The sequence below is a fragment of the Streptomyces sp. NPDC050085 genome (assembly GCF_044460595.1).
GTDB lineage: Bacteria > Actinomycetota > Actinomycetes > Streptomycetales > Streptomycetaceae > Streptomyces.
The window spans coordinates 152,570-177,249 of record NZ_JBITJZ010000006.1 but is presented as its reverse complement, the minus strand read 5'-3'; the positions used below and the strand labels follow the sequence as shown (position 1 = coordinate 177,249).

The 24,680-nt window shown below is 70.3% G+C and carries 19 protein-coding genes; 13 read left to right on the top strand and 6 right to left on the bottom strand.

The window, feature by feature from the left end:
• Positions 1–12: 12 nt before the first annotated feature.
• Both ACIBUY_RS23865 and sigK read right to left on the bottom strand, forming a co-directional pair.
• Positions 13–768: an anti-sigma factor gene (locus ACIBUY_RS23865; RefSeq protein WP_365565575.1), complete on the bottom strand. Its 756-nt coding sequence runs from the start codon at positions 766–768 to the stop codon at positions 13–15.
• Positions 765–1,349 carry an ECF RNA polymerase sigma factor SigK gene (gene sigK / locus ACIBUY_RS23860; protein WP_365565573.1) on the bottom strand — a complete coding sequence of 195 codons (585 nt, stop codon included), beginning with the start codon at positions 1,347–1,349 and terminating at the stop codon, positions 765–767. Before sigK ends, ACIBUY_RS23865 begins: the two co-directional genes overlap by 4 nt.
• A 149-nt stretch (positions 1,350–1,498) precedes the next feature.
• Between sigK and ACIBUY_RS23855 the strand changes: the two genes are divergently transcribed.
• Positions 1,499–2,158, top strand: a complete 660-nt coding sequence (locus tag ACIBUY_RS23855) for an alpha/beta fold hydrolase (protein ID WP_365565571.1) — start codon at positions 1,499–1,501, stop codon at positions 2,156–2,158.
• Positions 2,159–2,323: 165 nt separating this feature from the next.
• Here ACIBUY_RS23855 and ACIBUY_RS23850 read toward each other — a convergent pair whose 3' ends face one another.
• Positions 2,324–2,662, bottom strand: coding sequence for a ricin-type beta-trefoil lectin domain protein (locus ACIBUY_RS23850; RefSeq protein ID WP_365565569.1), 339 nt, complete (start codon positions 2,660–2,662; stop codon positions 2,324–2,326).
• Between the two features lie 65 nt (positions 2,663–2,727).
• Positions 2,728–3,138, bottom strand: a complete 411-nt coding sequence (locus ACIBUY_RS23845) for a VOC family protein (protein WP_365565567.1) — start codon at positions 3,136–3,138, stop codon at positions 2,728–2,730.
• Positions 3,139–3,934: 796 nt separating this feature from the next.
• Between ACIBUY_RS23845 and ACIBUY_RS23840 the strand changes: the two genes are divergently transcribed.
• From ACIBUY_RS23840 to ACIBUY_RS23830, 3 genes are all read left to right on the top strand, one after another.
• Positions 3,935–4,984: a methyltransferase gene (locus ACIBUY_RS23840; protein WP_365565565.1), complete on the top strand. Its 1,050-nt coding sequence runs from the start codon at positions 3,935–3,937 to the stop codon at positions 4,982–4,984.
• Positions 4,985–5,128: 144 nt separating this feature from the next.
• The gene (hppD, locus tag ACIBUY_RS23835) at positions 5,129–6,241 is read left to right on the top strand and encodes a 4-hydroxyphenylpyruvate dioxygenase (RefSeq protein ID WP_399153605.1); all 1,113 of its coding nucleotides are present in this window, start codon (positions 5,129–5,131) and stop codon (positions 6,239–6,241) included.
• Positions 6,238–7,371: an alpha-hydroxy acid oxidase gene (locus ACIBUY_RS23830; RefSeq protein ID WP_399153604.1), complete on the top strand. Its 1,134-nt coding sequence runs from the start codon at positions 6,238–6,240 to the stop codon at positions 7,369–7,371. The genes hppD and ACIBUY_RS23830 overlap by 4 nt, the downstream gene beginning before the upstream one ends.
• Positions 7,372–7,434: 63 nt before the next feature.
• Here the strand turns inward: ACIBUY_RS23830 and ACIBUY_RS23825 are convergent, their stop codons facing one another.
• Entirely contained in the window at positions 7,435–8,808 is a 1,374-nt protein-coding gene (locus ACIBUY_RS23825; protein WP_399153603.1) for a PLP-dependent aminotransferase family protein, read from the bottom strand.
• 391 nt (positions 8,809–9,199) lie between these two features.
• Between ACIBUY_RS23825 and ACIBUY_RS23820 the strand changes: the two genes are divergently transcribed.
• From ACIBUY_RS23820 to ACIBUY_RS23790, 7 genes are all read left to right on the top strand, one after another.
• A complete protein-coding gene (locus tag ACIBUY_RS23820) occupies positions 9,200–10,357 on the top strand; it encodes an acetyl-CoA carboxylase biotin carboxylase subunit family protein (RefSeq protein ID WP_399153602.1) in 1,158 nt (385 codons plus the stop codon).
• 626 nt (positions 10,358–10,983) lie between these two features.
• A complete protein-coding gene (locus ACIBUY_RS23815; protein WP_365565553.1) occupies positions 10,984–13,725 on the top strand; it encodes a non-ribosomal peptide synthetase in 2,742 nt (913 codons plus the stop codon).
• Between the two features lie 40 nt (positions 13,726–13,765).
• Complete coding sequence (locus ACIBUY_RS23810; protein WP_365565551.1) at positions 13,766–14,722, top strand: NAD(P)-dependent oxidoreductase; 957 nt, start codon at positions 13,766–13,768, stop codon at positions 14,720–14,722.
• On the top strand, positions 14,715–16,661 hold the full coding sequence (locus ACIBUY_RS23805) for a pyridoxal phosphate-dependent aminotransferase (RefSeq protein ID WP_399153601.1): 1,947 nt from the start codon (positions 14,715–14,717) through the stop codon (positions 16,659–16,661). Before ACIBUY_RS23810 ends, ACIBUY_RS23805 begins: the two co-directional genes overlap by 8 nt.
• A gap of 52 nt (positions 16,662–16,713) precedes the next feature.
• Positions 16,714–17,169 carry a hypothetical protein gene (locus ACIBUY_RS23800; protein WP_399153600.1) on the top strand — a complete coding sequence of 152 codons (456 nt, stop codon included), beginning with the start codon at positions 16,714–16,716 and terminating at the stop codon, positions 17,167–17,169.
• 53 nt (positions 17,170–17,222) lie between these two features.
• Positions 17,223–19,001 (top strand): carbamoyltransferase, encoded by a 1,779-nt coding sequence (locus ACIBUY_RS23795; RefSeq protein WP_399153599.1) that lies wholly within the window; start codon positions 17,223–17,225, stop codon positions 18,999–19,001.
• Positions 19,002–19,405: 404 nt separating this feature from the next.
• Complete coding sequence (locus ACIBUY_RS23790; protein WP_365565544.1) at positions 19,406–20,506, top strand: alpha/beta fold hydrolase; 1,101 nt, start codon at positions 19,406–19,408, stop codon at positions 20,504–20,506.
• Between the two features lie 393 nt (positions 20,507–20,899).
• Here ACIBUY_RS23790 and ACIBUY_RS23785 read toward each other — a convergent pair whose 3' ends face one another.
• Positions 20,900–21,841 (bottom strand): aldo/keto reductase, encoded by a 942-nt coding sequence (locus tag ACIBUY_RS23785; RefSeq protein ID WP_365565542.1) that lies wholly within the window; start codon positions 21,839–21,841, stop codon positions 20,900–20,902.
• Positions 21,842–21,971: 130 nt separating this feature from the next.
• Between ACIBUY_RS23785 and ACIBUY_RS23780 the strand changes: the two genes are divergently transcribed.
• Positions 21,972–22,592, top strand: coding sequence for a TetR/AcrR family transcriptional regulator (locus tag ACIBUY_RS23780; protein WP_399153598.1), 621 nt, complete (start codon positions 21,972–21,974; stop codon positions 22,590–22,592).
• Between the two features lie 83 nt (positions 22,593–22,675).
• The gene (locus tag ACIBUY_RS23775) at positions 22,676–24,646 is read left to right on the top strand and encodes an acyl-CoA dehydrogenase (RefSeq protein WP_365565537.1); all 1,971 of its coding nucleotides are present in this window, start codon (positions 22,676–22,678) and stop codon (positions 24,644–24,646) included.
• Positions 24,647–24,680: the final 34 nt, after the last annotated feature.

Here is a 24,680-nt window from a genome sequence, read left to right as displayed (position 1 = left end):
GCCGCACACCCCTCACGCCGGGAAACGCATGAGGGCCACAGGCGCGGACGTCGGGTGGGAGGAGCCGCCCGCGGGCTCCACCGTGATGCCCATGCCCGACGCCCCGTCGACGGCGCCGTTCAACAGCACCGCCTGGTCGCTTCGTCCGGCGTCCATGAGCCCGGCCGCGCGCATCGTCCCACCGTCGTCGAACCACAGTTGGTAGACCTTGCCCCGCGGCGGTTGCGCCATCCCCGAGACGACGAAGACGGCGCGGTCCTGGCGCGCGGAGACGACGACGGTGCCGGTGGCGCCGCCGGCCAGCCTTGCCGAGCCGGTCCTGGCGTCGGGAGCGGCGAGGACTGCTGCGATGTGCTCGGTGCCCTGTTCGGCCTGGCGGGCCTGTTGCCTGGCAGCCGTGGCCTGTTGGTGCTGCCACACCGCAGTACCGCCCAGGGCGGCGGCCGCCGCGAGACATGCGGCCAGGGCCCAGCGCGACAGCAGGCGGCGCCGCGCAGCCCTCGTCCGGCCCGCGCGCGCCGTTACAGCCGCGCCGGGCGCCTCCTGGCGCACCGTCGTGATCTGCCGCAGCACCTGCTCCCGCAGTGAGGCAGGGGGGACGAGGGAGACGGCCAGGCCCAACCGGCCTGCCGTTGCTGTGAGTTCGGCGGTCTCCTGGGCGCACGCCGCACAGTCCGCGAGGTGCCGCTCGAACGCGGCGCGCTCCTCGTCGGACAGGGCGTGCACGGCGTAGGCACCGGTCAGGGTGTGCAGATCGGCGGTGTTCACGCGGTCACCCCCAGACAGTCGCGCAGCCGGATGAGCCCGTCGCGCAGCCGGGTCTTGACCGTACCCAGCGGCAGGGACAGGGCCTCTGCCACTTGACGGTAGGTCAGCCCACGGTAGTAGGCGAGCGTGACGGCCTGCCGCTGGATCTCGGTCAGCGTGCGCAGACAGCGCCGCACCTGCTCCCGCTCCAACCGCGCCTCCACCTGCTCGGTGACCTGGTCGAAGTCGGGTGTGTGGGCCAGCAGCGCCGCCTTGTGGTCACGGGCCGCCGCGGCTTCCACCGAGCGCACCCGGTCGATCGCACGCCGGTGCGCCACGGTGAGGATCCAGTTCATCGCCGTCCCCAGCTCACGGCGGTACCGGGGGGCCGTGCGCCAGACCTCCACCAGTACCTCCTGCGCCACCTCCTCCGACTGCGCCTGGTCCCGCAGGACGGCGCGCACGGTGCCCAGAACGGGGCCGGCCACCATGTCGTAGACCGAGGCGAACGCCTCCTCCTCGCCGAGCGCGGCACGACCCACCAGCTCTTCCAGGTCCGGCTCGGCGGATGGATGTCTGCCGATGTGTACGGCTTCTTTCACGCGTCCCTCCGTGGTCAGGTGTCTGCAGCCGTAATCCGGAGCCCGAGCGTCCATGGATTGGTCCGGCCGACCAAACCTTTCCGTGCCCGGTGACGAATGATCAGTATCCGGAGCGCACAGCGGCACCACAGCAGAACCGAGGAGGCCGGATGATCCCGAACGGGCGGCGAGTACGCCTGGCGGCGAGGAGCTCGGGCGGCGCGCTGATTGCGCTGCGGACACCGCCCGGGGCGCGGGCCGCCGTGCTGTACCTGCACGGTGGCCGCGCCGACAGCCGCTCCCCGTCACGGCCGTGGCACCTCGCAGCGCTGCGGATGAGGCCCTTCGTACGGGCCGTCGCCGCGATCCTGCCGGAGGATGACGTCCTGCTGGGGCAGGTGCGCTACCGCGTGCGGGGCTGGAACGGCACCGACGCCGACGCCCTGCACGACGCCTGCCGAGCACTGGACGAACTGACGCGCCTCGCCGGCGATGTGCCGGTGGTGCTCGTGGGCCACTCGATGGGAGGGCGGGCCGCACTGGGCGCCGCACGCGTGGCCCAGGTCAAGGCCGTGGTGGCGCTGGCCCCCTGGATTCCCGAGGACGAACCCGTGGCACACCTGCGGGGCAAGGATGTCGTGGTGGTCCACGGCGACCACGACCGGGTCACCGATCCACACGCGTCGGCGCGGTTCGTGCGGCGCGCCCGCGCGGCCGGTGCGAGAGCACGGATACACCTCGTGCCCGGCGGAGACCATGCGATGCTGCGCGGCAGCGCGCGCTGGCACCGCACCACCGCCTCGACCGTCGCCGGCCTGCTGCGGCCGTGAACCGGCGCGCTCGATGCCGAAGACTCCTGCCGGCGAGAACCCCTACTTCCTCCAGCACCGGTCTCACCTCGTGATCACCAACGGAACACGGACGGTGCCGGGGGAGGATGCGGCGTCGGGCAGCCGGGCGTCACGTCGGCGGCGTTGCTCAGCGGCAGGAATCGGTCAGGTCTGCATCTCCCACTGCTGGGAGTTGCCGCCTGAGCACGGGACGAGCTTGACGAGGCGTCTGGCATCCGCGTCGCTGGACGAGCAGGGCTTCATCGTCGCCTGGCCGTTGCGGGCCACCAAACAGAGCCGGTCGCCCGCGTTCTGCCGCATCGCGGACAGCTCGAAGGCCGTGTTGTTGACCACCCAGGTCTGGTAGCCGCTCCCGTTGCAGCCGGTCGCGCAGGGACCGTAGTCGGCCCGGTAGTCCAGGCAATGGCCCGTCGCCCTGTTCTTGAAGTGCACATAGACGGATGCGGCGTTCGCCGTCGTCCTACTCAGGCCCCAGGCCAGCACCGCAGCACCGCACACCGCGGTCGAGCGACATCGAGTCGGTCCGGCACCGGGCGAAGTGGCGGCACTCAGTCCTGCGTGGGCCAGGTCGGTCCCTCGTCGGTCCAGACGACACCCTTGTTGCGGCACAGGCAGAAGGGGTGGCCGATCGGGTCGGTGTAGATCCGCCAGCCGTAGCCGTTGGGGCCGATGAAGTCCTGCTTCAGCGTCGCGCCGAGGTCGAGGATGCGTCGCTGCTCGGACTCGATGTCGTCCACTTCGAAGTCGAGGTGGAACTGCTTGGGGTGCTCGGTGTCGGGCCACTGCGGAGCGCGATAGCCGTCCACCTGGATGAAGGCCAGCTCGATCTCGCCGAACCGGATGCCGGCCCAGTGCTCGGAGCTGCCTTCCTTGACGGGACGGCCTGTCACCTCGGAGTAGAAGGCCGCCAGCTTCATCGTGTCCGGGCAGTCGATGATGAAATCGGTGAGTCGCAGCATTCCGCGATCTTGCCACACGCTCGTACACGACTTCGACCAGGTATTTCGGCGTCCGGCGGAGCTGCCCAACAGGCCGCCGGCACCGGCGGGTCGGTATGAGCTCAGGTCTTCCCTGGGACGTCGTCGGTCGTACAGGCTACGGTGGGCGCGCTGCTGGTGATGGCAGGTCGGCAGTCGCCAATGTGTCTGCCGCGTGGACCTCTTGGAGCGAAGTGCCTCGTCATCTCGAGCATGGGGTTGCAAGGGCGATGGCCGTTGCCAAGAGGGTCCGGATCACGAAGAAGGTCCGGCTGATGTCGGTGCCGCCTTCCCTCGGTGGACCATGGCCGAGGGGCGGCATGCACCGCGGTGTTGCCGTATCGCCCGAACTCTCCGCGTATGGGATGACCCGGCGGTGCATCGAGCCGTCCTTACCGGGCAGCGACGCAGCCGACGCGGCAGGTGCCCTGCGCCCGGGCACCGCACGGCACGCTGCCTGAGTCCGCGGCCAAGAAGGCGTTTGCCTGGCGGCCGTTGATCAACCTGGTGTACACAGCCGTACAGGTCACTGAAGAAACCGTTCCTCGAGGAGGGAACCCGGACCCGTCGTCTTGGCCCTGGTGCCCGCAGGGCGGACCGTCGTCCACGGCAAGGACAACGAGCAGGCCTTCCTCACTCACACCCGGATCACATCAGCGAGAGCTGGCTGGACGCGTGCCCGAAGTGCCTGCTCGACGCCCTGGGTGACCTGAGCTCCTGAGAATGCCCACCGTGAAGATGCCCACCGAACCACGCAATGAACGGAAGGCCCAACCGAGTGAGTACCGACCGAGAGCACGTCATCGCGACCGCGGCCGACCCGGTGGTCCGCGACTTCCTGCGCATGGGCGACGACAGCATCGTCGCCGTCCTGCCGTACGCGCTGTCCGTCGCCGCACACCTGGGCGTCGCGGACGAATTCGCCGACTCGGAAAGGAAGGTGGAGGACCTGGCCGCGTCGCTCGGCGTAGCGTCCGGGGCGCTGGAACGGCTGCTGCGGACCCTTGCCAGCTGCGGCTTCTTCACCGACCAGGGGGAGGGGCTGTTCGCCCTCACGCGGCTGGGGCAACTGCTCCTGACCGACTCGCCCGTCTCGATGCGGGCGACCCTGTCCAACGTCGACTCCTACCGCGCCTGGCTCGGGGCGGTCGACACCATAGCCACCGGCCGGCCCGCCTTCGAGAGCGAGTTCGGCGCCGGGTTCTTCACCCACAAGGACAGCGACAGCCAGGTCGGCGCCACCTTCGACCAGCGCATGCGGGAGCGGGCGGGCCGCCTCTACTCGGGCCTCGCCACCCTCCCCGCGTGGAACGACACCCGCTGCCTCCTCGACATCGGCGGCGGCAAGGGCGCCGTACTCGCCTCCATCCTCACGGCCAACCCGCACGTCAGGGGAGTCCTCTTCGACCGGCACAGCGTCGTCGAACGGGCCGAGGGCTCCGGAGATCTCGCCGCGTTGGGAGACCGCTGCCGGGCCGCATCGGGCGACTTCTTCGTCGAGATCCCCACCGGGGCCGACGCCCACCTCATGTGCAGCGTCCTCCATGACTGGGAGGACGAGGACGCCGTCACCATCCTGCGCCGCAGCCGCGAGGCACTCTCCGCGGACGGCCGCCTGTTCATCTGCGAGATGCTCCTTCCCGAACCGGGCGAACCCCACCCGGCCTGGTGGAGCGACCTCGGCATGATGGTCGTGCTCGGTGGCCGCGAGCGCACCCTGGACCAGTACCGGTCCCTGCTCCGGCAGGCAGGGCTGCACCTCTCGAACGTCACCCCGCTCCCGGACTCGTACTTCAGCGTCCTCGAGGCGAAGGCACACGCCGGCTGATCGACGCCCCGTCGAGCGCGCCGGGCAGGCCCGGCATGCTCACCCACCGCACGCCTTCGGGCCCACCCGCATGCCCAAGTGCGTGCCACTGCGCACCGCAACGTCATCCACCTGCTTCTCGTCACAAAGGAGAACTGAAGTTCCATGACGTCTTCCGAGGCCAACACGATCGTCGACAACTTTGAGCTGGACTACGTGGAGTTGTACGTCCGCGACATGGACGAGCAGGTCGCCGTGTGGCGTGACTCCTTCGGGTTCGTGGACGTCGCACTCGGCGGTTCCCCGGAGCAGGGCTTCCGGGCCACGGTGATGAGCCAGGGGGCGATGAAGCTCGTTCTGACGGAGGGGACGTCGCCGCGGCATCCCGCTTCCGACTACGTACGCGCTCACGGTGACGGCGTCGCCAACATCGCCCTGCGCACGCAGGACGTGCGCACCGCGTTTCGCCAGGCGGTCGAGAACGGCGCCCGGGCGCTGGCCGAACCCGTGGCGCACGCGGGGGACGACGTGGAGGTCAGTGCGACCGTCTCCGGATTCGGCGACGTCGTGCACACTCTGGTCCAGCGGCATGCCGGCAAGGAGGCCGGACTGCCTGCCGGGTTCCGTCGGATTCCCGGTGCGCAGGCGCCGACCGCCCCAGCCGCGGACGGGCTCGAACTCCTGGAGATCGACCACTTCGCCGTGTGCGTGAACGCCGGCGGCCTCGACGCGATGGTGGAGCTGTACCGGAAGGCGTTCGGGTTCGACGAGATCTTCGCGGAGCGCATCGTCGTCGGTACCCAGGCGTTGCTGTCCAAGGTGGTGCAGAGCAGGTCGGGCGAGGTGACCTTCACCATCCTCCAGCCCGACCCCACGGCGGACCCCGGTCAGATCGACGAGTTCCTCGCGCGCCACGGCGGGTCCGGCGTGCAGCACGTGGCCTTCGCCGCCGACGACGCGGTGCGGTCCGTCGGGGCACTGAACGGCCGCGGAGTGGAGTTCCTGACCACCCCGGACGCGTACTACAGCCTGCTCAAGGAGCGCATCCGCCTGAGCAAGCACTCCCTGGAGAGCCTGCACGAGCTGAGCATCCTCGTCGACGAGGACCACGCCGGGCAGCTGTTCCAGATATTCGCGCGCTCCATGCACCCGAGAAGCACCTTCTTCGTCGAGGTGATCGAGCGGTGCGGGGCGGAGACCTTCGGCAGCTCCAACATCAAGGCCCTGTACGAAGCGGTGGAGATGGAGCGCCTCGCGAACCGGAGCACGTCGCGGTGAGCCCCTCCGCGTCGGCCACGGGACCGTGGGACGTCGAGCGGGACGCGCACTGCCTGGACGATGTGGAGCGGGCGGCACGGGAGGTGCTGCCCGCGGACGTGTGGGACTTCGTCTCCGGCGGCAGCGGTGGCGAGGTCACGCTGGCCGCCAACCGTGCGGCACTGCAGCGGATCGCCCTCGTGCCGCGGGTCCTTCGGGACGTGGCGCACTGCGACCCGAAGACGTCGCTGTTCGGGGTCCCGCATGCCATGCCGGTGGCCGTCGCACCCGTCGCGTACCACCAACTTCTCCATCCGGAAGGGGAGTTGGCGGCTGCGCGGGCGGCCAAGGAGGCGGGAGTGCCGTTCACCGCCAGCACCTTGAGCAGTTTCCCGATCGAGGCGATCACGGGAGTCGGTGGCACTGTCTGGTTCCAGTTGTACTGGCTGCGTGACCGCGAGAAGACCTTCGAGTTGGTCGAACGCGCGGAGGCGGCGCGGTGCGCGGCGCTGATGCCGACCGTCGACGTGCCCTGGATGGGACGCCGGCTCAGGGACGTCCGCAACCGGTTCCGGCTGCCCGCCGGGGTGGAGGCGGCCAACCTGACCTGGGGGTCGGGCTCCGAGGCCCATCGGGCGCCGGCGTCCGGATCCGCGGTGGCCGCCCACACGGAAGCAGCCTTCACTCCCTCCCTGACCTGGGCGGACATCGAGGAACTGCGGCGCCGTACGCGGCTGCCGATGATTCTGAAGGGGGTACTCGACCCCCGGGACGCCGCCCGCGCCGTGGACGTCGGCGCGGACGGCATCGTCGTGTCCAACCACGGTGGCCGCCAACTGGACGGCGCGGTGGCCGGAGTCGACGCCCTCGAGGAGATCGTCGCGGAGGTCGGCGGCGGCTGCCGGGTGCTGCTGGACAGCGGAATCCGCAGCGGTACCGACGTCCTGCGCGCGCTCGCTCTGGGGGCCGACGGCGTGCTTGTGGGACGTCCGGTCCTGTGGGGGCTCGCCGCGGCCGGAGAGCGGGGCGTCGGCCGCGTTCTGACCCTCCTGGCGGAGGAATTGCGTGACGCCCTCGGCCTCGCGGGGTGCGACTCGGTGACGGCCGCCCGGGCCGTCCGCACGGTGACCAGGGACCGGCCGCGGCACTGACTCGGCAGTCGGGGGCGGCGAGTCGACGGCGGCCTGCACGTGCGACGTGCAGGCCGCGACGGTTCAGGGGCGGAGGTCTCGCTCCTGATGAGGGGCAGAGGCCTCGCTCCTGATGAAACGTGCGAGACGCGTGACCCCGTCGGCGATCTCCGACCGGGTCAGGTAACTGACGGACAGGCGGATGCTGCGGGCTCCGCCGCCCTGGGGGTAGAAGTAGGACATGGGCGTCCAGATGACGCCGAACTCCTCTGCCGAGCGTTCCAGCGCGGCGTTGTCCGCGCGGAACGGGACGTCCAAGGTCAGGAAGAAGCCGCCGGTGGGCCGGTTCCAGCGCACGCCGAGCTCCGTGCGCTCCTCCTCGGGGAAGGCCTCGTCCAGTTCCTTCAGGATGGCCTGCATCGCGTCGCCGTAGTAGCGAGCCGTCTCGACGTTGATGTCGGCGGTGCGGCCGTCGGCCGCCAACAGCATCCCGCCGACAGCCGCTTGGGCGAGCGGGGACGTGTTCACCGACACCATGCTCTTGATCTTGGTGATCTCGTCCACCAGCAGACCGGTGGTGCCGTCCCGGTCGACGACGACCTGGTCCGCGACGGCGAAGCCCACCCGCGCGCCCGGGAAGAGCGTCTTGGAGTACGAGCCGAGGTGGACGACACGGCGGTCACGGTCGAGGGACTTGAGAGTGGGGACCTGAGGGCCGGGGCTGACCATCCGGTACGGGCTGTCCTCCAGGAGGAGCAGGTCCTCGCGGGCAGCGAGTTCGAGGAGTCCCGTGCGCGCTTCGGGGGAGAGGGTGACACCGGACGGATTCGAGTGGTCCGGGACCACATAGAGCGCCCGCGGGCGACGTCCCCGGGCCCGCTCGGCCCGGACCGCGGTCGCCACGTCGTCGCAGTGCAGACCGTCGGCCCGCTCCTCGACGGGAGTGACCGCGATGTCGAGCAGGCGGGCCGCGCCGGTGATGCCCACGTAGCAGGGGCTCGCCACGAGGAGCACGTCGTCCCGGCTCGCCATGAGGGCGCGCAGGGTCAGCAGCATGGCTTCCTGGCAGCCGACGGTGACCACGATGGCCTCGGGCGGCACGTCGATGTTCTCGTCCTTGCGGAGCGAGTCGGCGATGAGTTCCCTGATCTGGCCCTGGGTCGGTCCGTACTGGAAGATCGCGGCGCGTACCTCCTCGGGCGTGTACCCGGTCTTCGCGAGGTGGTCCAGGTAGCGGCGGATGTGCTCGAAGACGTCTTCCGTGTCGAAGAAGCCGTCGTACGGGCGGCCGGGGGCGAAGGAGACCGCCTGCGGATAGCGGTGCGTGATCCCGTTGAGGAAGTTCATCGTGTCGAGAACCGGATCGGAGACGCTGGCGTGCAGCTCCTCCTTCAACAGGGGGTTGGCTGGCACGAGGCACCTCCCGCGGGCAGGTCCGTGGACCGGCCGCCCGCCCATGATCTCGTTGAAACAAGATTTTTCGGCACGCTACCAGCAGCTCACCCGGTGGCATAGACCCTTCTGAACAGGGTGGGCAGCCGTCCGCCGATCACGCCCTGCCGACCTGCCCCGCATCGGGCCCACTCTCATGAACTGTCGTCAATTGCCCTGTTTGGCGCGGTGGTTGATGGCGTCGCGGTTCTGTGGAATCCGAGGGAAGGCCGTGACCTGCGCCCATGCGACGAAGGTGTGATCCATGTCACTGCTCCTGCGTGATCGAATCACGCTTTGGCGTGTCCGCACCGTGCGATTCCGTGTAAGGATGCCGCCGTGCCGTCCTCGGTCAGGTAAAACGTTCAACCGGTCCATTGGTCGTCTGAATCAAACGCGGGGGGCGAATATGCCGAGAATGATTGTCATGGGTTACCGGGGCGATCTCGACCAGGCGCTGCGACGTCGCGGTCTGGATCCTTTCTACGTGGTCCAGGACCCCATGGGGGCGCCCGACGATCGGGAATCCTGCTGGGTCGCTGATTTCGAAAACGTCAATGAAGTGCTGCGTGCGGTGCTCGCACGCCGGCTCGACGACGTGGTCGGGGCCATGTCCCTCCATGAAATGGGAGTGTTCACCGCGGCCTATCTACGGCAGCAGTTGAACCTTCCTGGGAACAGGGATTCACGCGGGGTTCTCTTTTTCCGTGACAAGTACCTTCAGAAGAGCGGACTTCCCTCCGAGGTGCGGACCGCGCGCTGTCGGCATGTGCCGAGAGGTACTGCCCATCAGGAACTCGTCGATGAACTCGGCGAGGTTTTCGTGGTCAAGCCCGCGAACGGCGCCGGCGCCCAGCGCACGAGGGTCATCCGTTCCGCCGAGGAGTACGACCAGGCCCTCGCGCTCTTCTCCGGGGCGTCGGACGTGGAGATCGTGGCCGAGTCGTTCATCGACGCGCCGGAGGTCTTCATCAACGGCATGTGGCTCGGCGGTGAGCTCCGGTGGTCCTCGATGAGCCGCTATCACGACGCGCCGATCGACGCCGCGCAGGACGGCACCCTCGCGACATGGACCCTGGACAGGAGGCTCCACACCGAGCTGTTCCAGCAGGCCGAGACGATCGCCGAGCAGGTCCTCGGGAGTCTCGATGCCCCCGATTGCGTCTTCCACTTGGAGATTTTCGAGGAAGAGGACGGGCTCACCTTCGGTGAGTGCGCCATCAGGATTCCCGGTGGGCTGGGGCCGCAGATGGAAGCGCACACGTACGGCGTCGACCTGTTCGACGCCGAGATCGGTCTCGCGCTCGGTGAGACGCCCACCCAGTTGGGGCGCGACGGAGCGCCCGAGCGCTTGTACGGATGCGTCCTGCTCCGGCGTCCCGAAAGCGGTCACCTGACCCAGGAGGATTTCGAGCGTGCCTTTGAATTCGACGAGATTTCCTACGACTCGTCACCCGATGCACCGGTCGGCCCGTACGGCCTCATCGGTAAGGCGCTCGTGTCCGATCCGGACGAATCCACATTGGAGAAAAAGATTCGCGAGATCGTCCGATTCAATGTGACCGGCGGAGCGTAATGCGCCGACGGTGGATCCCGGTCTCTTCCGGATCGATCAGGCGACCCGTCGGCCGCCGCGAAGCCGGCGCTGCTTGTGATCCACGTCACAGGCTGTGGTCGACTGGGACTGTGTAATGATGCACCGGTGCCGGACGAGTTCCGGTTGCACCACGATAAGACCGCAATAAATTTCTCCCTGGCTCGGCAAGTCGTAACACTGGAGACGGCACATGCCCATGTTGGTGGTCATTGAATATCGGGGCGATCTCTCCGTCGTTCCGGCTGCGAATTTATCGACGCCTCAGACGCCTCAGACGCCTCGGATCTCGGATTCTTCGCGTCGGTCTTTTCGTGCCGGCGGTTGAATTTTCCCGAGGGCCTGGGAAGAAATCGGCCTTCTGGCCATCGAGATCGGCCGGTCCCCGAGCCCACTGAAAAACGCCGGTGAAAAGTCCGGTGAAAAGCCCGGTGGAAGCCCGGTGAAAAGTTCGTTCATTCCGCTTGCCCGGACACGCCTCCGGTCCCCGACCGGACGCCTCGTCATGCCCGAGGCCGTTCTCGGGCGGACCTCACCCATCCCTCCTCCAGTACGTGCGCGCTGATCCACCCAGTTCAGTCCCACCACGATCGGGGGTCTTCACTGTCATGTCGGACATACGTCACGCCACAAGCGTCACGACACTTCCGTATCTGCTCGAACGCGCCGCACAGGACACATCGCGCGGTGTCACGTTCGACGATGGACCGTTCGTCTCCTACGCCGAACTGCGCGACGGCGCCCTGCGCATCGCCCAGGGCCTGCGCAGCCGCGGCATCGCTCCAGGGGCCCGCGTGCTGGTCGCGGCCGGCGTCCCCGAGCGCTTCTTCCGCGCCTTCTGGGGCTGCCTGTACGCGGGCGTCGTGCCCTGCCCGATCGTCCCGCCCGCCGACGCCTCCCGCTCGCGCCGGCAACTGACGCACCTGCGAGACCTTCTCGGCGATCCGCTGCTCGTCGTACCGAAGTCACAGGACGAGCTGCCCGACGTCGGGCTCGCCACGGTGATCCTGGAGGAGCTGGACGCCGACCCGGCCGAGCCCCTGCACGAGGCCGCGCCGGACGACCTCGCCCTGCTGATGCTCACCTCCGGGTCGACCGGATCGAGCAAGGCCGTCGCGCTCACCCACGCCAACCTCCTCGCGGCGCAGGCCGGGAAGTCGGGGGCGCTGGACCTGGGGCCCGACGACACCATGCTGAACTGGATATCCGCCGACCACATCGCGGCCATCGAGGCGCACCTGCTGCCGATGCGCAACGGCGCGAGCCAGATCATCGCGGGCCCGGCCACCGTGCTGGCCGAACCGGTGGAATTCCTCCGGCTTCTGACGCTGCATCAGGTGCGGGTGACGTTCACCCCCAACTTCCTCTTCGGCCAGATCAACCAGGCCCTCGCGCGGACGGCCGAGACGGTGCCCGGCATCGACCTCTCGCGGATCCGGCACATCATCTCCGGCGGCGAGGCGACCGTGACCGCTACCGTGCGGTCGTTCCTGGACGCCCTGGCCCCCTACGGCCTGCGGTCCGACGTGGTGGTGCCCGCGTTCGGGATGACCGAGACCTGCGCGGGCAGCGTGTTCAACCGGGACTTCGCCGACCGCGACCTCGACCAGGAGTTCCCGCCGCTGGGCCACCCGGTGGAGGGACTGCACATCCGGATCGTCGACGGCGGCGGCACGGTGCTCTCGTCCAGCGACCGTCCCTCCTCGGCCGAGTCCGGCGAGGTGCAGCTGCGCGGAACCATGGTCACCGGCGGGTACTTCGGCAACCCCACGGCCACCGCCGAGGCGTTCACCGACGACGGCTGGTTCCGCACCGGTGACCTGGGCCGGCTCGACGCCGACGGGCGGCTGACCCTCATCGGCCGCACCAAGGACTCCATCATCGTCAACGGGGTCAACTACTACAGCCACGACCTCGAAGCGGTCCTCGACGAACTCGACGGCGTCCGCCGCGGACAGATCGCCGCCTTCGCGATCCGCCCCGAGGGTGCCGACTCCGAACAACTCGCGGTCGCCTTCGTGCCGGACAGCGACCCGGCCGACGAGGCGAGCCTCTACCGCACGCTCGTCGCGGTACGCAGCTCGACGGTGATGCACTGGGGATTCCGCCCCCAGCTGATCCTGCCCGTCGCCGAGGCGCAGATCCCGCGCGGCAACCTCGGCAAGGTCCAGCGCTCCCGACTGCGCACGTCCGTCGAGTCCGGGGAGCTGGACGCGGAGGCCAGGCGCGCCCAGCAGGTGACCGCCCGCTTCCTCGGCGACCACGTGGAGCCGGCCGACGAGGCGGAGTCCACCCTGGCCCGGGTGTTCGCGGAGGTCCTGAACATCGAGCAGGTCCCGGTCACCGCGAGCTTCTTCGACCTGGGCGGCACCTCGCTCGACGTCCTGCGGCTCAAGCTCCGGGTGCAGACCGCCTTCGGCCTCGACGACCTGCCCATGGCCACCCTTCTGCAGGCCCCGAGCGTACGGGCGCTCGCGACCCGCATCGTCTCGACGTCCGGCGCGGGCGGCGACGCCGCGTACGACCCGCTGGTGCCGCTCCAGGTCACCGGTGAGGGGACCCCGCTGTTCTGCGTTCACCCGGGCCTCGGCGAGGTGCTGGTCTTCGTGAACCTCGCCAAGTACTTCACGGGGGAGCGGCCGTTCCACGCGCTGCGGGCCCGCGGCTTCGGGCAGGGGGAATCGCACTTCGCCACCTTCGACGAGATGGTCGGCGCCTATGTCGCGGCGATCCGGCGGACCCGCCCGAACGGGCCGTACGCGGTGGCGGGTTACTCCTACGGCGGGGCCGTGGCGTTCGAGATCGCCAAGCGTCTGGAGGCCGAGGGGGAGAAGGTCGACTTCGTCGGCATCTTCAACCTTCCCCCGCGCATCTCCGGCCGGATGAACGAGATCACGTTCACCGACGGCGCCATCAACCTGGCCCTGTTCCTCGAACTCATCCACCCCGCCGACATCCCCGAACTGACCACCACCCTGCGCGCGTTGCCGGAGGCGGACCAGCTGGCCCACCTCGTCGAGCAGGCCCCGCCCCGGCGGCTGGTCGAACTCGACCTGAACGTCGAGCGGTTCGGCGCGTGGGTGAACCTGGCGCAGAGCATGGTGCACCTGGGACGCGACTACGAGCCGTCCGGCACGGTCGAACGGGTGCGGGTCTTCTACTGCACCCCGCTCAAGGGCACCAAACAGGAGTGGCTGGACGGTCAGTTGCGGGAGTGGGACGAGTTCACGCGTGAGCCGAACAGCTACATCGAGGTGGACGGCGAGCACTACACCCTGATGAGTCCCCAGCACGTCCAGAGCTTCCAGGCGACCCTGCGCGGGGAACTGACCCGCGCGCTGGACCGATGACCCACCGGGCCGACTCCGACACGACCAGGAGCCACTGACCATGCAAGGCAAGAAGATCCTTGTCACCGGCGCCACCGGGCAGGTGGCGCGACCCGTCGCCGAGGCGCTCGCCGCGGACAACGAGGTGTGGTGCCTCGGCCGGTTCGGCGACGCCGACGCCCGCAAGGCACTGGAGAGCGCCGGCGCACGCACCGTCGTCTGGGACATGGCAGCCGACGAACTCGGCGGCCTGCCCCAGGACTTCACCCACGTCCTGCACTCGGCCGTCCATCGCGGCGACGGCCACGACTTCGACGAAACGGCCCGCGTCAACGCGGTGAGCACCGCGCGCCTGATGACACACTGCGCCGACGCCGAGGCCTTCCTCTACGTGTCCTCCGGAGTCGTCTACAACCGGGCCGACGCGACCCACCGCTACCGGGAGAGCGACCCGCTCGGCGGCGCGGCCCCCTGGCTGCCCACGTACCCCGTCGCCAAGCTCACGGCCGAGGGCGTGGCCCGCGGCCTCGCCGAAAGCCTGGGCCTGCCGACGGTGATCGCCCGGCTGAACATCGCCTACGGCCCCTACGGGCACGGCGGCGTCCCGATGATCCTCTTCGAGCAGCTGCGCAGCGGCCGGGCCTGCGCCGTGCCGCGCGAGGGCCAGAACTACTGCAACCTGCTCCACACCGACGACGTCGTCCGCCAGGTACCGCTGCTGTGGGCGGCCGCCACGACGCGCGCCCAGGTGGTGAACTGGGGCGGGGACGAAGAAGTCGGCATGACCGACCTCATCGCGTACATGTCCGCGCTCACCGGCGTCGAGGCCCGGCTCGACCGCGAGTCGCCCAGCCGCGAGACGGCGATCTTCGACCACCGCGTGCGCCGCGAACTCATCGGCGACTGCACCGTCGACTGGCGCGTGGGCATCGCCCGCACGCTGGCCGAGATGTTCGAGGAGTACCGCGACCGCATCGAGGCGCACCTCGCCGCCGGAACGGAGGGCGTCGATGCGTAGGGACACGGATGTCGCCGCACTCCAGCGCGTCCTGTGCGCCGCGCTGGGCTCCGACGGGCCCATCGGTGCTCCGGATCAACTGGGGCTGCCTCACCAGGAGTTCGCGCGGGACGCGGCCGCCTCGCAGCGCCCCACCCTGATCGGGGGAACACCCCACGGACCGAGCAGCCCCGCCCCCGGCCCGCTCGCGGTGGACGAGCTGCTGGCCCGGGCGAAGGAGGCCGGGCTCGAACAGATCCTCGTGCCGTACGTGCGCCGTACCGACGACGCCGGGCCGCTGCGCGCGGCCGGGTTCGCCGCCGACGCCGCGGGAAGCGAGGGACTCGTACGGCTGCCAGGCGACGTGGCCGACGTACTGCGCGGCCGGGTGGGCGAGCAGCGGCTCGCCGAGCTGCGCGCCCACCATGCCGAACACCGGGAACTGAGCTGGGAGTTGGTCCCGCTCGGTGACCTGCCCCGGCAGCCCGCGGCGCGCGAGGCGTTCGCCACCCTCCACCGACAGGAGGACGGCCGCGGCGCACTCTGGACCGCAGAGGCCCTCGATGCCCTGGCCCAGAGCACCCTGGCGGACCGCACCGATCTGCTCGTGCGCCGACGCGGCGACGACGTCGTACAAGCAGAGCTCCTGGTCCGCTCGCACAACGGGCGCGGCATCTACCACCTCGCACAAGCCCCGGCCCCGGACGCTTCGCCTGCACGGCAGTCCCGGTACGAGGCATCCCTGTACGAGCTGTATCTGCACGCCCGGCGCACCGGCCTGGAATGGGTCCACCTGGGGCCGGGCGACGCCGAGCGGCTACGGGCCCTGGGCGCCGACCAGGTGATCCCGCTCGACCACTGGCTGCGCGCCCCCGGCGTGGCCGCCGAGCCCGAACCGCCCGCGGAGACCGAGGTGTCGGCCTTCGCCACCGAACCGGTCGCCGCCGTACCGGTCCCGGGTCCTGCACGCTTCCGCGGCCGCCCCAAGTTCGACCTGCTCGACCTCTCCGGGAACACCAACCCCTTCCTCGGAGCGGACGGGCGCTACCCCGAACTCGACACGGCCGAGCTCGCGCGGACGTATCTGACGACCGTCGGACGCCTGCCCGGACATGAAGGACTCGGCGAACTCGGCGCCGAACACGCCCTGTTCACCAGCGGTGCCGTCGACGCCGTGATGCTGCTCCTCACCGCGCTGGCCGCACCCGGCGACGCGGTCTGCGTCACCCCGCCGACCTTCGAGCTGTACGCGCACTTCGCCCGCGTGCTGAGGCTGCCCGTCGTCGAGTCGCCGCTGCTCGGCGACGACCTGTCGCGCCTCGACGTCGAACAGATCCTCAGCGCCGACCCGCGCGTGACGTTCCTGTGCGACCCCAACAACCCGGTCGGCACCCGGCTCGACCCGGAGCAGGTGCTCGAACTGGTCACCCGCAGCAGGGGACTGGTCGTGATCGACGAGGCGTACGTGGAGTTCAGCGCGGGCCGCTCCTACGCCCCGCTCATCGCCCGGCACCACAACCTCATCGTGCTCAGGACGCTCTCCAAGGCCTGGGGTCTTGCCGGAGCGCGCTGCGGTGTCGCCCTCGCCCAGCCGGGGATCGTCGACGCCCTGCGCCGGGTCCAGGTGCCCTTCGGCTTCACCAACGCCTCGCAGTGGGCGGTGCGCGACCGGCTCACCGACTCCGCCCGGATGCAGGGCAGCGTCCGGCGCATCCTGGCGGAGCGTGACCGGATGGCCGAAGCGCTCGCCGGGCACCCGGCCGTGGAGCGGGTGTTCCCCTCCGAGGCCAACTTCCTCCTGGTCCGCCTGCACGAGCACGAACGCGTCACCGAGCAGCTGCGCGGCGCCGGAATCATGGTCGCCGACACCGCCCGCCTGGTCCCCGGCACCTGCCGGATCTCCATCGCCGACGAGCGCGCCGGCGACACCCTGCTCGACGCCCTGTCCTCCGTGCGGTGAACCGCGGCCGACCGTCGCGCCACCAGCATCCCGACACCGAAAGGACCGGCCCGTGGGTCACCGCCCCCCGACCGACCACCCGGCGCCCGACCGCCCGCTGACCAGCGAGGTCGTCGCCGAGAACTACGACCGCTGGAGCCCGCCACTGCACGCGGACTTCGCCGCAGGCGAGCACAACGGCACGGTCGGGCACACCCTGTTGGCCGACACCGACCTCGTGCGCGTCTGGGAGACGCGCCTCGAGCCGGGCGAACGCCTCCCCGTCCACCGCCACGTCCTCGACTACCACTGGATCGCCCTCACCGACGGCCACGCCCGCCAGCACATGAGCGACGGCACGAGCCGGGAGGTCTCCTACGCGCGCGGACAGACGAAGTACTTCACCGTCGCCGCGGGCGGACATCACCTGCACGACCTGAAGAACATCGGCGACGAGGTGCTGTCCTTCCTGACCATCGAGTCCAAGGGCGGCCCGAACAAGCCGATCGACCTGTCGCAGGGCCGGTGACGGCCCCCGTGGGGCCGTGTCGCAACGATCGTCGCCAGGGAGGCTGAACCACCGTGATCGTGCTCGGATACAACGGATTCACCAGAGGCGCCGAGATCTTCGGGCGCCTGTTCGGGGCGACCGGCGTCGCCCGCAACCTGCTCGTGGGCCACGACGCGTCGGCGGCCCTCGTGGTCGACGGCGAGCTGGTCGCCGCGGTCGAGGAGGAACGGCTCAGCCGCGTCAAGAAGACCCCGGACTTCCCCGCCCGGGCGATCCAGTGGTGCCTGGACTTCGCCGGCGTCCCCCTCGACCGCGTGGACGTGGTCGCCTTCCCCTGGCGCTTCTCGTCCGAGGTGGCCGCCGAGATGATCGCCGAGGTGGCCGCAGGAGGCGGGTCGCCCGCCGAGAAGTTCGACGTCCTGCGGCGCATCGGCGAGTTCTACACCGACATGGTCAGCCGCGAGGCGGTCCACGACGACTTCGTCCGGCGCACCGGCCACGAACTCGACCCCAACAAGCTGGTCCTGGTGCCCCATCACCTGGCCCACATGAGCTGCGGCGCGTATCTCGCCGGGGGAGGGGACGCGGCGTTCCTGGTGAGCGACGGCCGGGCCGAGACCCTGTCCTCGGTCATGGGCGAAGTGCGCGACGGAGTGGTGAACGTCTTCGACGACCGCACCATCCCCATGAGCAGCTCGCTCGGCGTGGCCTACGGACGGATCACCCGCTACCTCGGCTTCGTCCCCAACAACGACGAGTACAAGGTGATGGGCCTCGCCGCCTACGGCCCGACGCCGCGGCGCAACCCTCTGCTGGAGCGCTGCGTACGGCTCCACGAGAACGGCACGTACACCCTCTCCATCCCCATGGACGTGACGGCGTACTACGCGCTGTTCGACGACCTCTTCGACGGGGACAGCGAGAAGCGCGAGGAGTTCGACTTCCGGGTGAAGGTCGCCGCCATGGCCCAGCACATGGTGGAGGCCGTCACCGCGCACCAAGTGCGGGCGCTCACGGCCGCCACCGGCCTGGACACCCTCCTCTTCGAGGGCGGCCTCGCACTGAACTGCGTGGCGAACACCAAGATGCTGGAACGCTCGTCGTTCACCGGCATGGAGGTCAGCTTCGGCGCCAGCGACCCGGGGGTCTCCATCGGCGCGGCCGTGTACACGGCAGGGCTCAGGAACCGCCCCGCCGATACCGCCACCACGCCCTACCTCGGCCCCTCCTACGACGACCCGCACATCCTGGAAGCACTCGAGGAGTACGCCGACCGCGTCGAGTGGCAGGAGGAGGCCGACGTCGAGGCGGCCACCGAGCGCACGGCGGAGCTGCTGACCGAGCAGAACGTCGTGGCCTGGTTCCAGGGGCGCACCGAGTACGGGCCGCGCGCCCTGGGCAACCGCAGCATCCTCGCCAACCCGGCCTTCCCCGAGATCAAGGACATCATCAATATCCGGGTCAAGCACCGCGAGCCGTTCCGCCCCTTCGCCCCGGTCGTCCTGGAGTCCGAAGCACCCCGGGTCTTCGACATGGGCAAGAAGACCTCGTCGCCGTACATGACGTTCGTCTTCCCCGTCCGGGAGGAGTACCGCGAGCGGATACCCGGAGCGTGCCACGTCGACGGCACCGCACGCGTGCAGACCGTCGCCGACCACCAGAACCCGGTGCTGGCCCGCCTCCTGCGCGCCTTCACGGACCGGACCGGCGTGCCCTGCCTGCTCAACACGTCCTTCAACGTGGCCGGCGAGCCCGTCGTCTGCTCGCCGCGCGACGCCCTCGAGTGCCTCCTCGCCACGGAGATCGACTACTTGGTCATCGACCGCTTCGTGATCACCAAGAAGTCGTGAACGACGGTGACTCCGGTGCAGGCCGCGATTCCGCGTACGGCGCTACGTACGAGTGGCGGTACGGAACTGGCCAGGATCTGCACCGGAGTTGCCGTTCTCCGCGCGGACGGAGGAGCTTCGGTCCGAGGGCGAGCGGGTTCCTGCTGAACTCACCTTGGGGGAGGCGGTGTTGGAGCCGAGGGAGAGCGTGGTGATCGTGCAGCCCCCTCGCCCGGGGCCCATGGGCTCAGACGGCGCCGCAGGCGGACCGGCCCGGTCGATCGGGTGCGGCATGCGCCTGACACCCGGACACCCGGACACCGGTAGGGCGACAGGTTGCCCGCCGGTTGGCCCTTCCAGCAGGCGGCCCGGCGGCCGCCCGGTGAGATTCGAGAGCACGATCCGGATCTCACGAAAGGTCTCCCGTGTCCGCCAGAACCTTCGCCAGAATCCCCGTCCGCCATGCCCTGACCGCCTGCACGGCGGTCCTCGCCGCCCTGCTGCCGGCCCACGCCGCCGGTGCGGCCGTGCCCGAGCCCGACCCGACCGTGCCCCGCTTCACCCAGTTCGCGCCCGCGTTCGCGTACACGGTCCTGAAGCCGGGCGCCTACCCGCCGGACGTCAACGACTGGAACTGCAGGCCGAGTCCCGAGCACCCGAGACCCGTCGTCCTCGTGCACGGAACCGCCGCGAACTCGCTGTCCAGCTGGAGCGCGCTCGCCCCGGTCCTGCGCAAGGAGGGCTACTGCGCCTACGCCAAGCACATCGGCGGCAAGCCCAATGACCCGATGCAGGCGATGGAGGCGGTGGACAAGACCTCCAAGCAGCTCGCCGCCTTCGTCGACGAGGTCCTCGCGAAGACCCGTACGAAGCAGGTCGACATGGTCGGCTACTCGCAGGGCGGCGGCGTGCTTCCGCGCTACTACCTGAAGTACGACGGCGGCACCGACGCCACCGACCCCTCCCGCAACAAGGTCGGCAAGCTGATCGGCATCTCGCCGAGCAACCACGGCACCTCGGCCACCGGTTTCGCGACGCTCGCCCGGATGCTCAACCTGATCAACCCGGTCGGCAAGCTCCTCGGCCAGGCCATCCCCGACCAGACCGAGTGCTCCGATCTGAACGCCAAGCTCGACGAGGGCGGTGACACCCTGCCCGGCGTCACCTACACGAATGTAACGACCGTCGCCGACAACGTGGTGACCCCGTACACCAACCAGTTCCTGCGGGAGAAGGCCGCGCCCGACGCCTCGCTCAACCAGGGCCGCGAGCGCTGCAGGGGCAAGAAGATGCCGCCGCTCGCGCCGCCGGTGATCTCGAAGCCCGAGGGCGGCATCGTCGCCCCGGCCGCCCACTCGCAGATCACCAACATCCTGCTCCAGGACGTCTGCCCGACCGACCGCTCGGGCCATCTGCGCCACCCCTACTCGCCCACCACGATCCAGCTGACCCTCAACGCCCTCGACCCGGCCCATGCCAAGCCCGCTCCGTGCAGGATCGTCCTCCCGGTGCCGCTGCTCGGCTGATCCCGCGGCCGGGGGCCGGAGACGTGGATCGTCTGCCGGTCGCCGTACCGTCCGACCGGCCGCCCCGGCCTTCGAGCCGGGCCGCGGCCGGTGAGGACGGCGCCGTTGCCGCAGAGGCGGTAGTCGATGTCGGCGGGGTCGACGTGGCCGTCGAACACGTCGAGGATCCTGGCGTCGAAGTACTGCTTGGCCATCGGGAGGAGCTTGGGCAGGGCGTCGCTGACGTATCCGAATGCCTGTTGCTCGATTGCACTTCGATTCCCGCTCCGGACTCCGGAAGCCCTTGGAGCGTACGAAGTTCAGCAGGTCCGCGTCGACGCTGCCGTCCTGCCGCACGAACACCGGATCACCCGGCTCCAGCCGGATCCGGGCCACCCGCGTCCTCCCGGTGGCTCAGTGCAACACGATGTCCCCCGACCGGGGCGGAACGGCGTCCAGCGCGGCCAGCGTCCGCGCGTCCGGCACGAGCGCTCCGGCCGCCACGTTCGCCTCCAGGTGCGCGAGGTCGGCCGTGCCGGGAATCAGCAGGACGTGCGGGCCGTGGTGGAGCAGCCAGGCGAGACCGACCTGGGCGGGCGTGCTGCCCAGGGCGTCGGCGGCAGCGATCACCGCGGGTTCCTCCGTCACCTTCGGCAGGCCGTCGAAGGCGCTGCCGAGCGGGAAGTACGGGACCCAGGCGATGCCTTCGTCGCGGCACAGGCGGAGCATGTCCTCGTCGTCGCGGGCCAGGAGGCTGTACGCGTTCTGCACACAGGCGATTCCCGCGGGCAGGGCGCTGCGCAGCACGTCGAGGGAGACGCTGCTGAGGCCGATCGCGCCGATCTTGCCCTCGTCGCGCAGGGCGGTCAGCACGGCGAGCTGGTCGTCGAGCGGGACGATCTGGTCCCCTTCGGCGCGCAGCCCGGGTCCGGTGTCCGTACGGCGGAGGTTGACCAGGGGGATCCGGTCGAGGCCGAGGGTCGCGAGGTTGTCCTCGACGGCGGCCCGCAGCTGTTCGGGGCGCTGCGCGAGACGGAGCGGGAGGGGGCCGTGCGGGTCGGGCTCGGCGCCGACCTTGCTGACGACCAGGACGTCGTCCTCGGGCGTGAGGGCCTCACGGATCACGTCGTTCACGAAGCCGTGTCCGTAGAACTGGGCGGTGTCGACGTGGTCGATCCCCAGCTCCACGCAGCGGCGCAGCAGCGCGACCGCCGCCTTGCGGTCGCCGCTCAGGCGCTCCAGCTGCATGGCGCCGAAGCCGATCCGGGAGACGGTGCGGCCCGCGAGCCGACCGGATCCACCGGGGCGCGGGGCGCCGGAGGCGGTGGCATCGAGGGAACGGGCAGGAGAAGTCATGGTCTGTCTCCTTCACAGGGGCCCATGGACCGCACGGGGTCACGCGTGGGATACGCGGATCACGTGGGAGCATGGGCGAAGCGGAGTTGCTCCGTTTCATCAACGTACCACTAACCGGAGGGTCTCCGTTTTGCCTGGGACCGAATCCGCGGCCACCGGCCGCGACGCCGCCGCGCCCGCGCGGGCGGCCCGCTCCGACGCCCGGCGCAACCGCGACCGGCTGCTGAGCGCCGCCCGGGAGGCCTTCGCCGCCTCGCCGGACGCCGTGCGCCTGGACGCGGTCGCCAAGGCGGCCGGGGTCGGGATCGGCACGCTCTACCGGCACTTCCCGACCCGGGAGGCGCTGGTGGAGGCGGTGTACTCCGCCGAACTCGACGCCGTCGTCGCCAGCGCCCCGCCGCTGCTCGAAGAACACCGGTCGGCAGCCGCTGCGCTGCGCGCCTGGATGTCCCGGTACGCCGAGTTCTTCAAGGTCAAGCGCGGCATGACCGACACGCTGCGGGCCGGCTGGGCGTCGGGCGCCATCGCCACCCCCGCGACACGGGAGCGCATCACGGCCACCATCGCCACGATGCTGCGCCACGGCACCGAGGACGGCTCGCTGCGCTCCGACGTGGACCCCGGGAACGTCACCGTGATGCTCCTCGGCATCTTCCTGTCGACCACCTCGATCGACGCCGTGGACACGGTGGACCAGCTCCTCGACCTGGTCGTCGACGCGCTGCGCCCGGCCGGGCCGACGGACGGCTGACCGCACGGCGCGGGCCGCCCCGGCGTCCTCCGGAAGATCCACACGACTGCTTGATCGTCGCGCCGACCGGGTACCAGGGCGGCATGGCTCCCGACACCACCAACGCCCAGACCACCACCGCCCCCGGCATCGACGTACCCGCGCTGACCCGGGTGCTCGACGGTGCGTACGCCGATCTGCGCGACCTGGTCCGCGCCGACCTCGCCGAGCGCGCGGCCGTCCTCGAAGAGGCCGAGGAGCTCGGCATCGACGCCTTCCGCGAGCGGGTGCGCGACGTCGTCGTCGAGCTGGCCGCGACGGGCCGGACCGGCATGGGCTTCCCGAAGGAGTACGGGGGAGGGGGCGACATCGGCGCCTCCATCGCCGCCTTCGAGACCCTGGCCTACGGGGACCTGTCGGTGCTGGTGAAGTCCGGTGTGCAGTTCGGTCTCTTCGGCGGCGCGATCCTGCACCTGGGCACCCGGCGCCACCACGAGAAGTACCTGCCGGACCTGATCGCGGGACGGCTGATGGGCTGCTTCGCGATGACCGAGACCGGACACGGCTCGAACGTCCAGGCGCTGGGCACCACGGCACGCTACGACGCCGAGCGCCAGGAGTTCGTCCTCGCCACCGGGGACGACGCGGCCCGCAAGGACTACATCGGCAACGCCGCCCGGCACGGTGAACTCGCCGTGGTCTTCGCCCAGTTGGAGGTCGGCGGGCAGGCCCGTGGGGTGCACGCGTTCGTCGTCCCGATCCGGGCCGGCGCCACCCCGGCCCCCGGCGTCCACATCGAGGACGACGGCCGCAAGATGGGCCTCAACGGCGTGGACAACGGCCGCATCCGGTTCGACGACGTCCGCGTGCCGCGCGAGGCCCTGCTCGACCGGTTCGCCACCGTCACGCCCGAGGGCACGTACGAGAGCCCGATCGAGAACCCGAACCGCCGCTTCTTCACGATGCTCGGCACTCTCGTGCAGGGCCGCGTCAGCGTCGGCGGCGCGGGCGTCGGCGCTGCCAAGGTGGCCCTCACCATCGCCGTCAAGTACGGGGCGCACCGCCGCCAGTTCGAGGCGGCGTCGGACACCGAGGAGCAGGTGCTGCTCGACTACGGGATGCACCAGCGACGGCTGCTCCCGCCGCTCGCCCGCACCTACGCCCTGCACTTCGCCCAGGACGTCGTCCGGGCACAGCTCCACGACGTCTTCTCCGGAATCCGCGACGACGAACTCAGCCGGCGCGAGCTGGAGTCACGGGCCGCCGGCACGAAGGCCGTCGCGACCTGGCACGCCACGCGGACGATCCAGGAGTGCCGCGAGGCGTGCGGCGGCGCGGGCTATCTCGCGGTCAACCGGTTCGCCGCGCTCAAGGCCGACAGCGACGTCTTCACCACCTTCGAGGGCGACAACCACGTGCTGCTCCAGCTGGTGGCGAAGGGGCTGCTCACCGACTACGCGGGCGAGTTCGAGGACATGGACCAGCTCGGCATGGTCCGCTTCGTCGCCGGCCGCGCCGTCGAGACCGTCCTGGAGAAGACGTCCGCCCACAAACTCCTGGAGCGCGTACGGGACTTGCTGCCCGGCGGCAACGAATGGCACCAGGAGGCGGGTCTGCGCGACGCGGAGTACCACCTCGCCATGCTTCGCTTCCGCGAGGAGCACATGCTGGCCGCGGTGGCCCGCCGCCTCAAGGGCGGCACGGACCAGGGGCGCCACCCGGGCGACGTCTTCTCGCAGGTGCAGGACCACGTCATCGCCGTGGCCCGGGCACACGTCGAACGGCTGGTGCTCGAGGCGTTCGTCGAGGCGGTGCGGGCCCTGCCCGAGGGCACGGAACCCGAGCGGGCGAACAAGGCAGCGCTGACGCTGCTGCGCGACCTGTTCGCCCTGTCGACGATCGAGGCGGACCGCGCCTGGTTCATGGAGCACGGCCGGCTCACCGTGCAGCGCTCCAAGGCGATCACCGCGGAGGTGAACGACCTGTGCCGCCGGATCCGGCCGCTCGCGGTCCCCCTCGTCGACGCCTTCGGCATCCCGGCCCCGCTGCTGCGCGCACCGGGTCTGCTGGGCTGACCTGCCCACGGTCACGGTGCGTGCCCCTTCGTGT

Bases quoted from the DNA above. Each gene is read 5' to 3' on its own strand.
- ACIBUY_RS23855 (WP_365565571.1), top strand. From the start codon at position 1,499: ATGATCCCGAACGGGCGGCGAGTACGCCTGGCGGCGAGGAGCTCGGGC.
- ACIBUY_RS23845 (WP_365565567.1), bottom strand. From the start codon at position 3,138: ATGCTGCGACTCACCGATTTCATCATCGACTGCCCGGACACGATGAAG.
- hppD (WP_399153605.1), top strand. From the start codon at position 5,129: ATGACGTCTTCCGAGGCCAACACGATCGTCGACAACTTTGAGCTGGAC.
- ACIBUY_RS23825 (WP_399153603.1), bottom strand. From the start codon at position 8,808: ATGGGCGGGCGGCCGGTCCACGGACCTGCCCGCGGGAGGTGCCTCGTG.
- ACIBUY_RS23820 (WP_399153602.1), top strand. From the start codon at position 9,200: ATGATTGTCATGGGTTACCGGGGCGATCTCGACCAGGCGCTGCGACGT.
- ACIBUY_RS23815 (WP_365565553.1), top strand. From the start codon at position 10,984: ATGTCGGACATACGTCACGCCACAAGCGTCACGACACTTCCGTATCTG.
- ACIBUY_RS23810 (WP_365565551.1), top strand. From the start codon at position 13,766: ATGCAAGGCAAGAAGATCCTTGTCACCGGCGCCACCGGGCAGGTGGCG.
- ACIBUY_RS23805 (WP_399153601.1), top strand. From the start codon at position 14,715: ATGCGTAGGGACACGGATGTCGCCGCACTCCAGCGCGTCCTGTGCGCC.
- ACIBUY_RS23785 (WP_365565542.1), bottom strand. From the start codon at position 21,841: ATGACTTCTCCTGCCCGTTCCCTCGATGCCACCGCCTCCGGCGCCCCG.
- ACIBUY_RS23775 (WP_365565537.1), top strand. From the start codon at position 22,676: ATGGCTCCCGACACCACCAACGCCCAGACCACCACCGCCCCCGGCATC.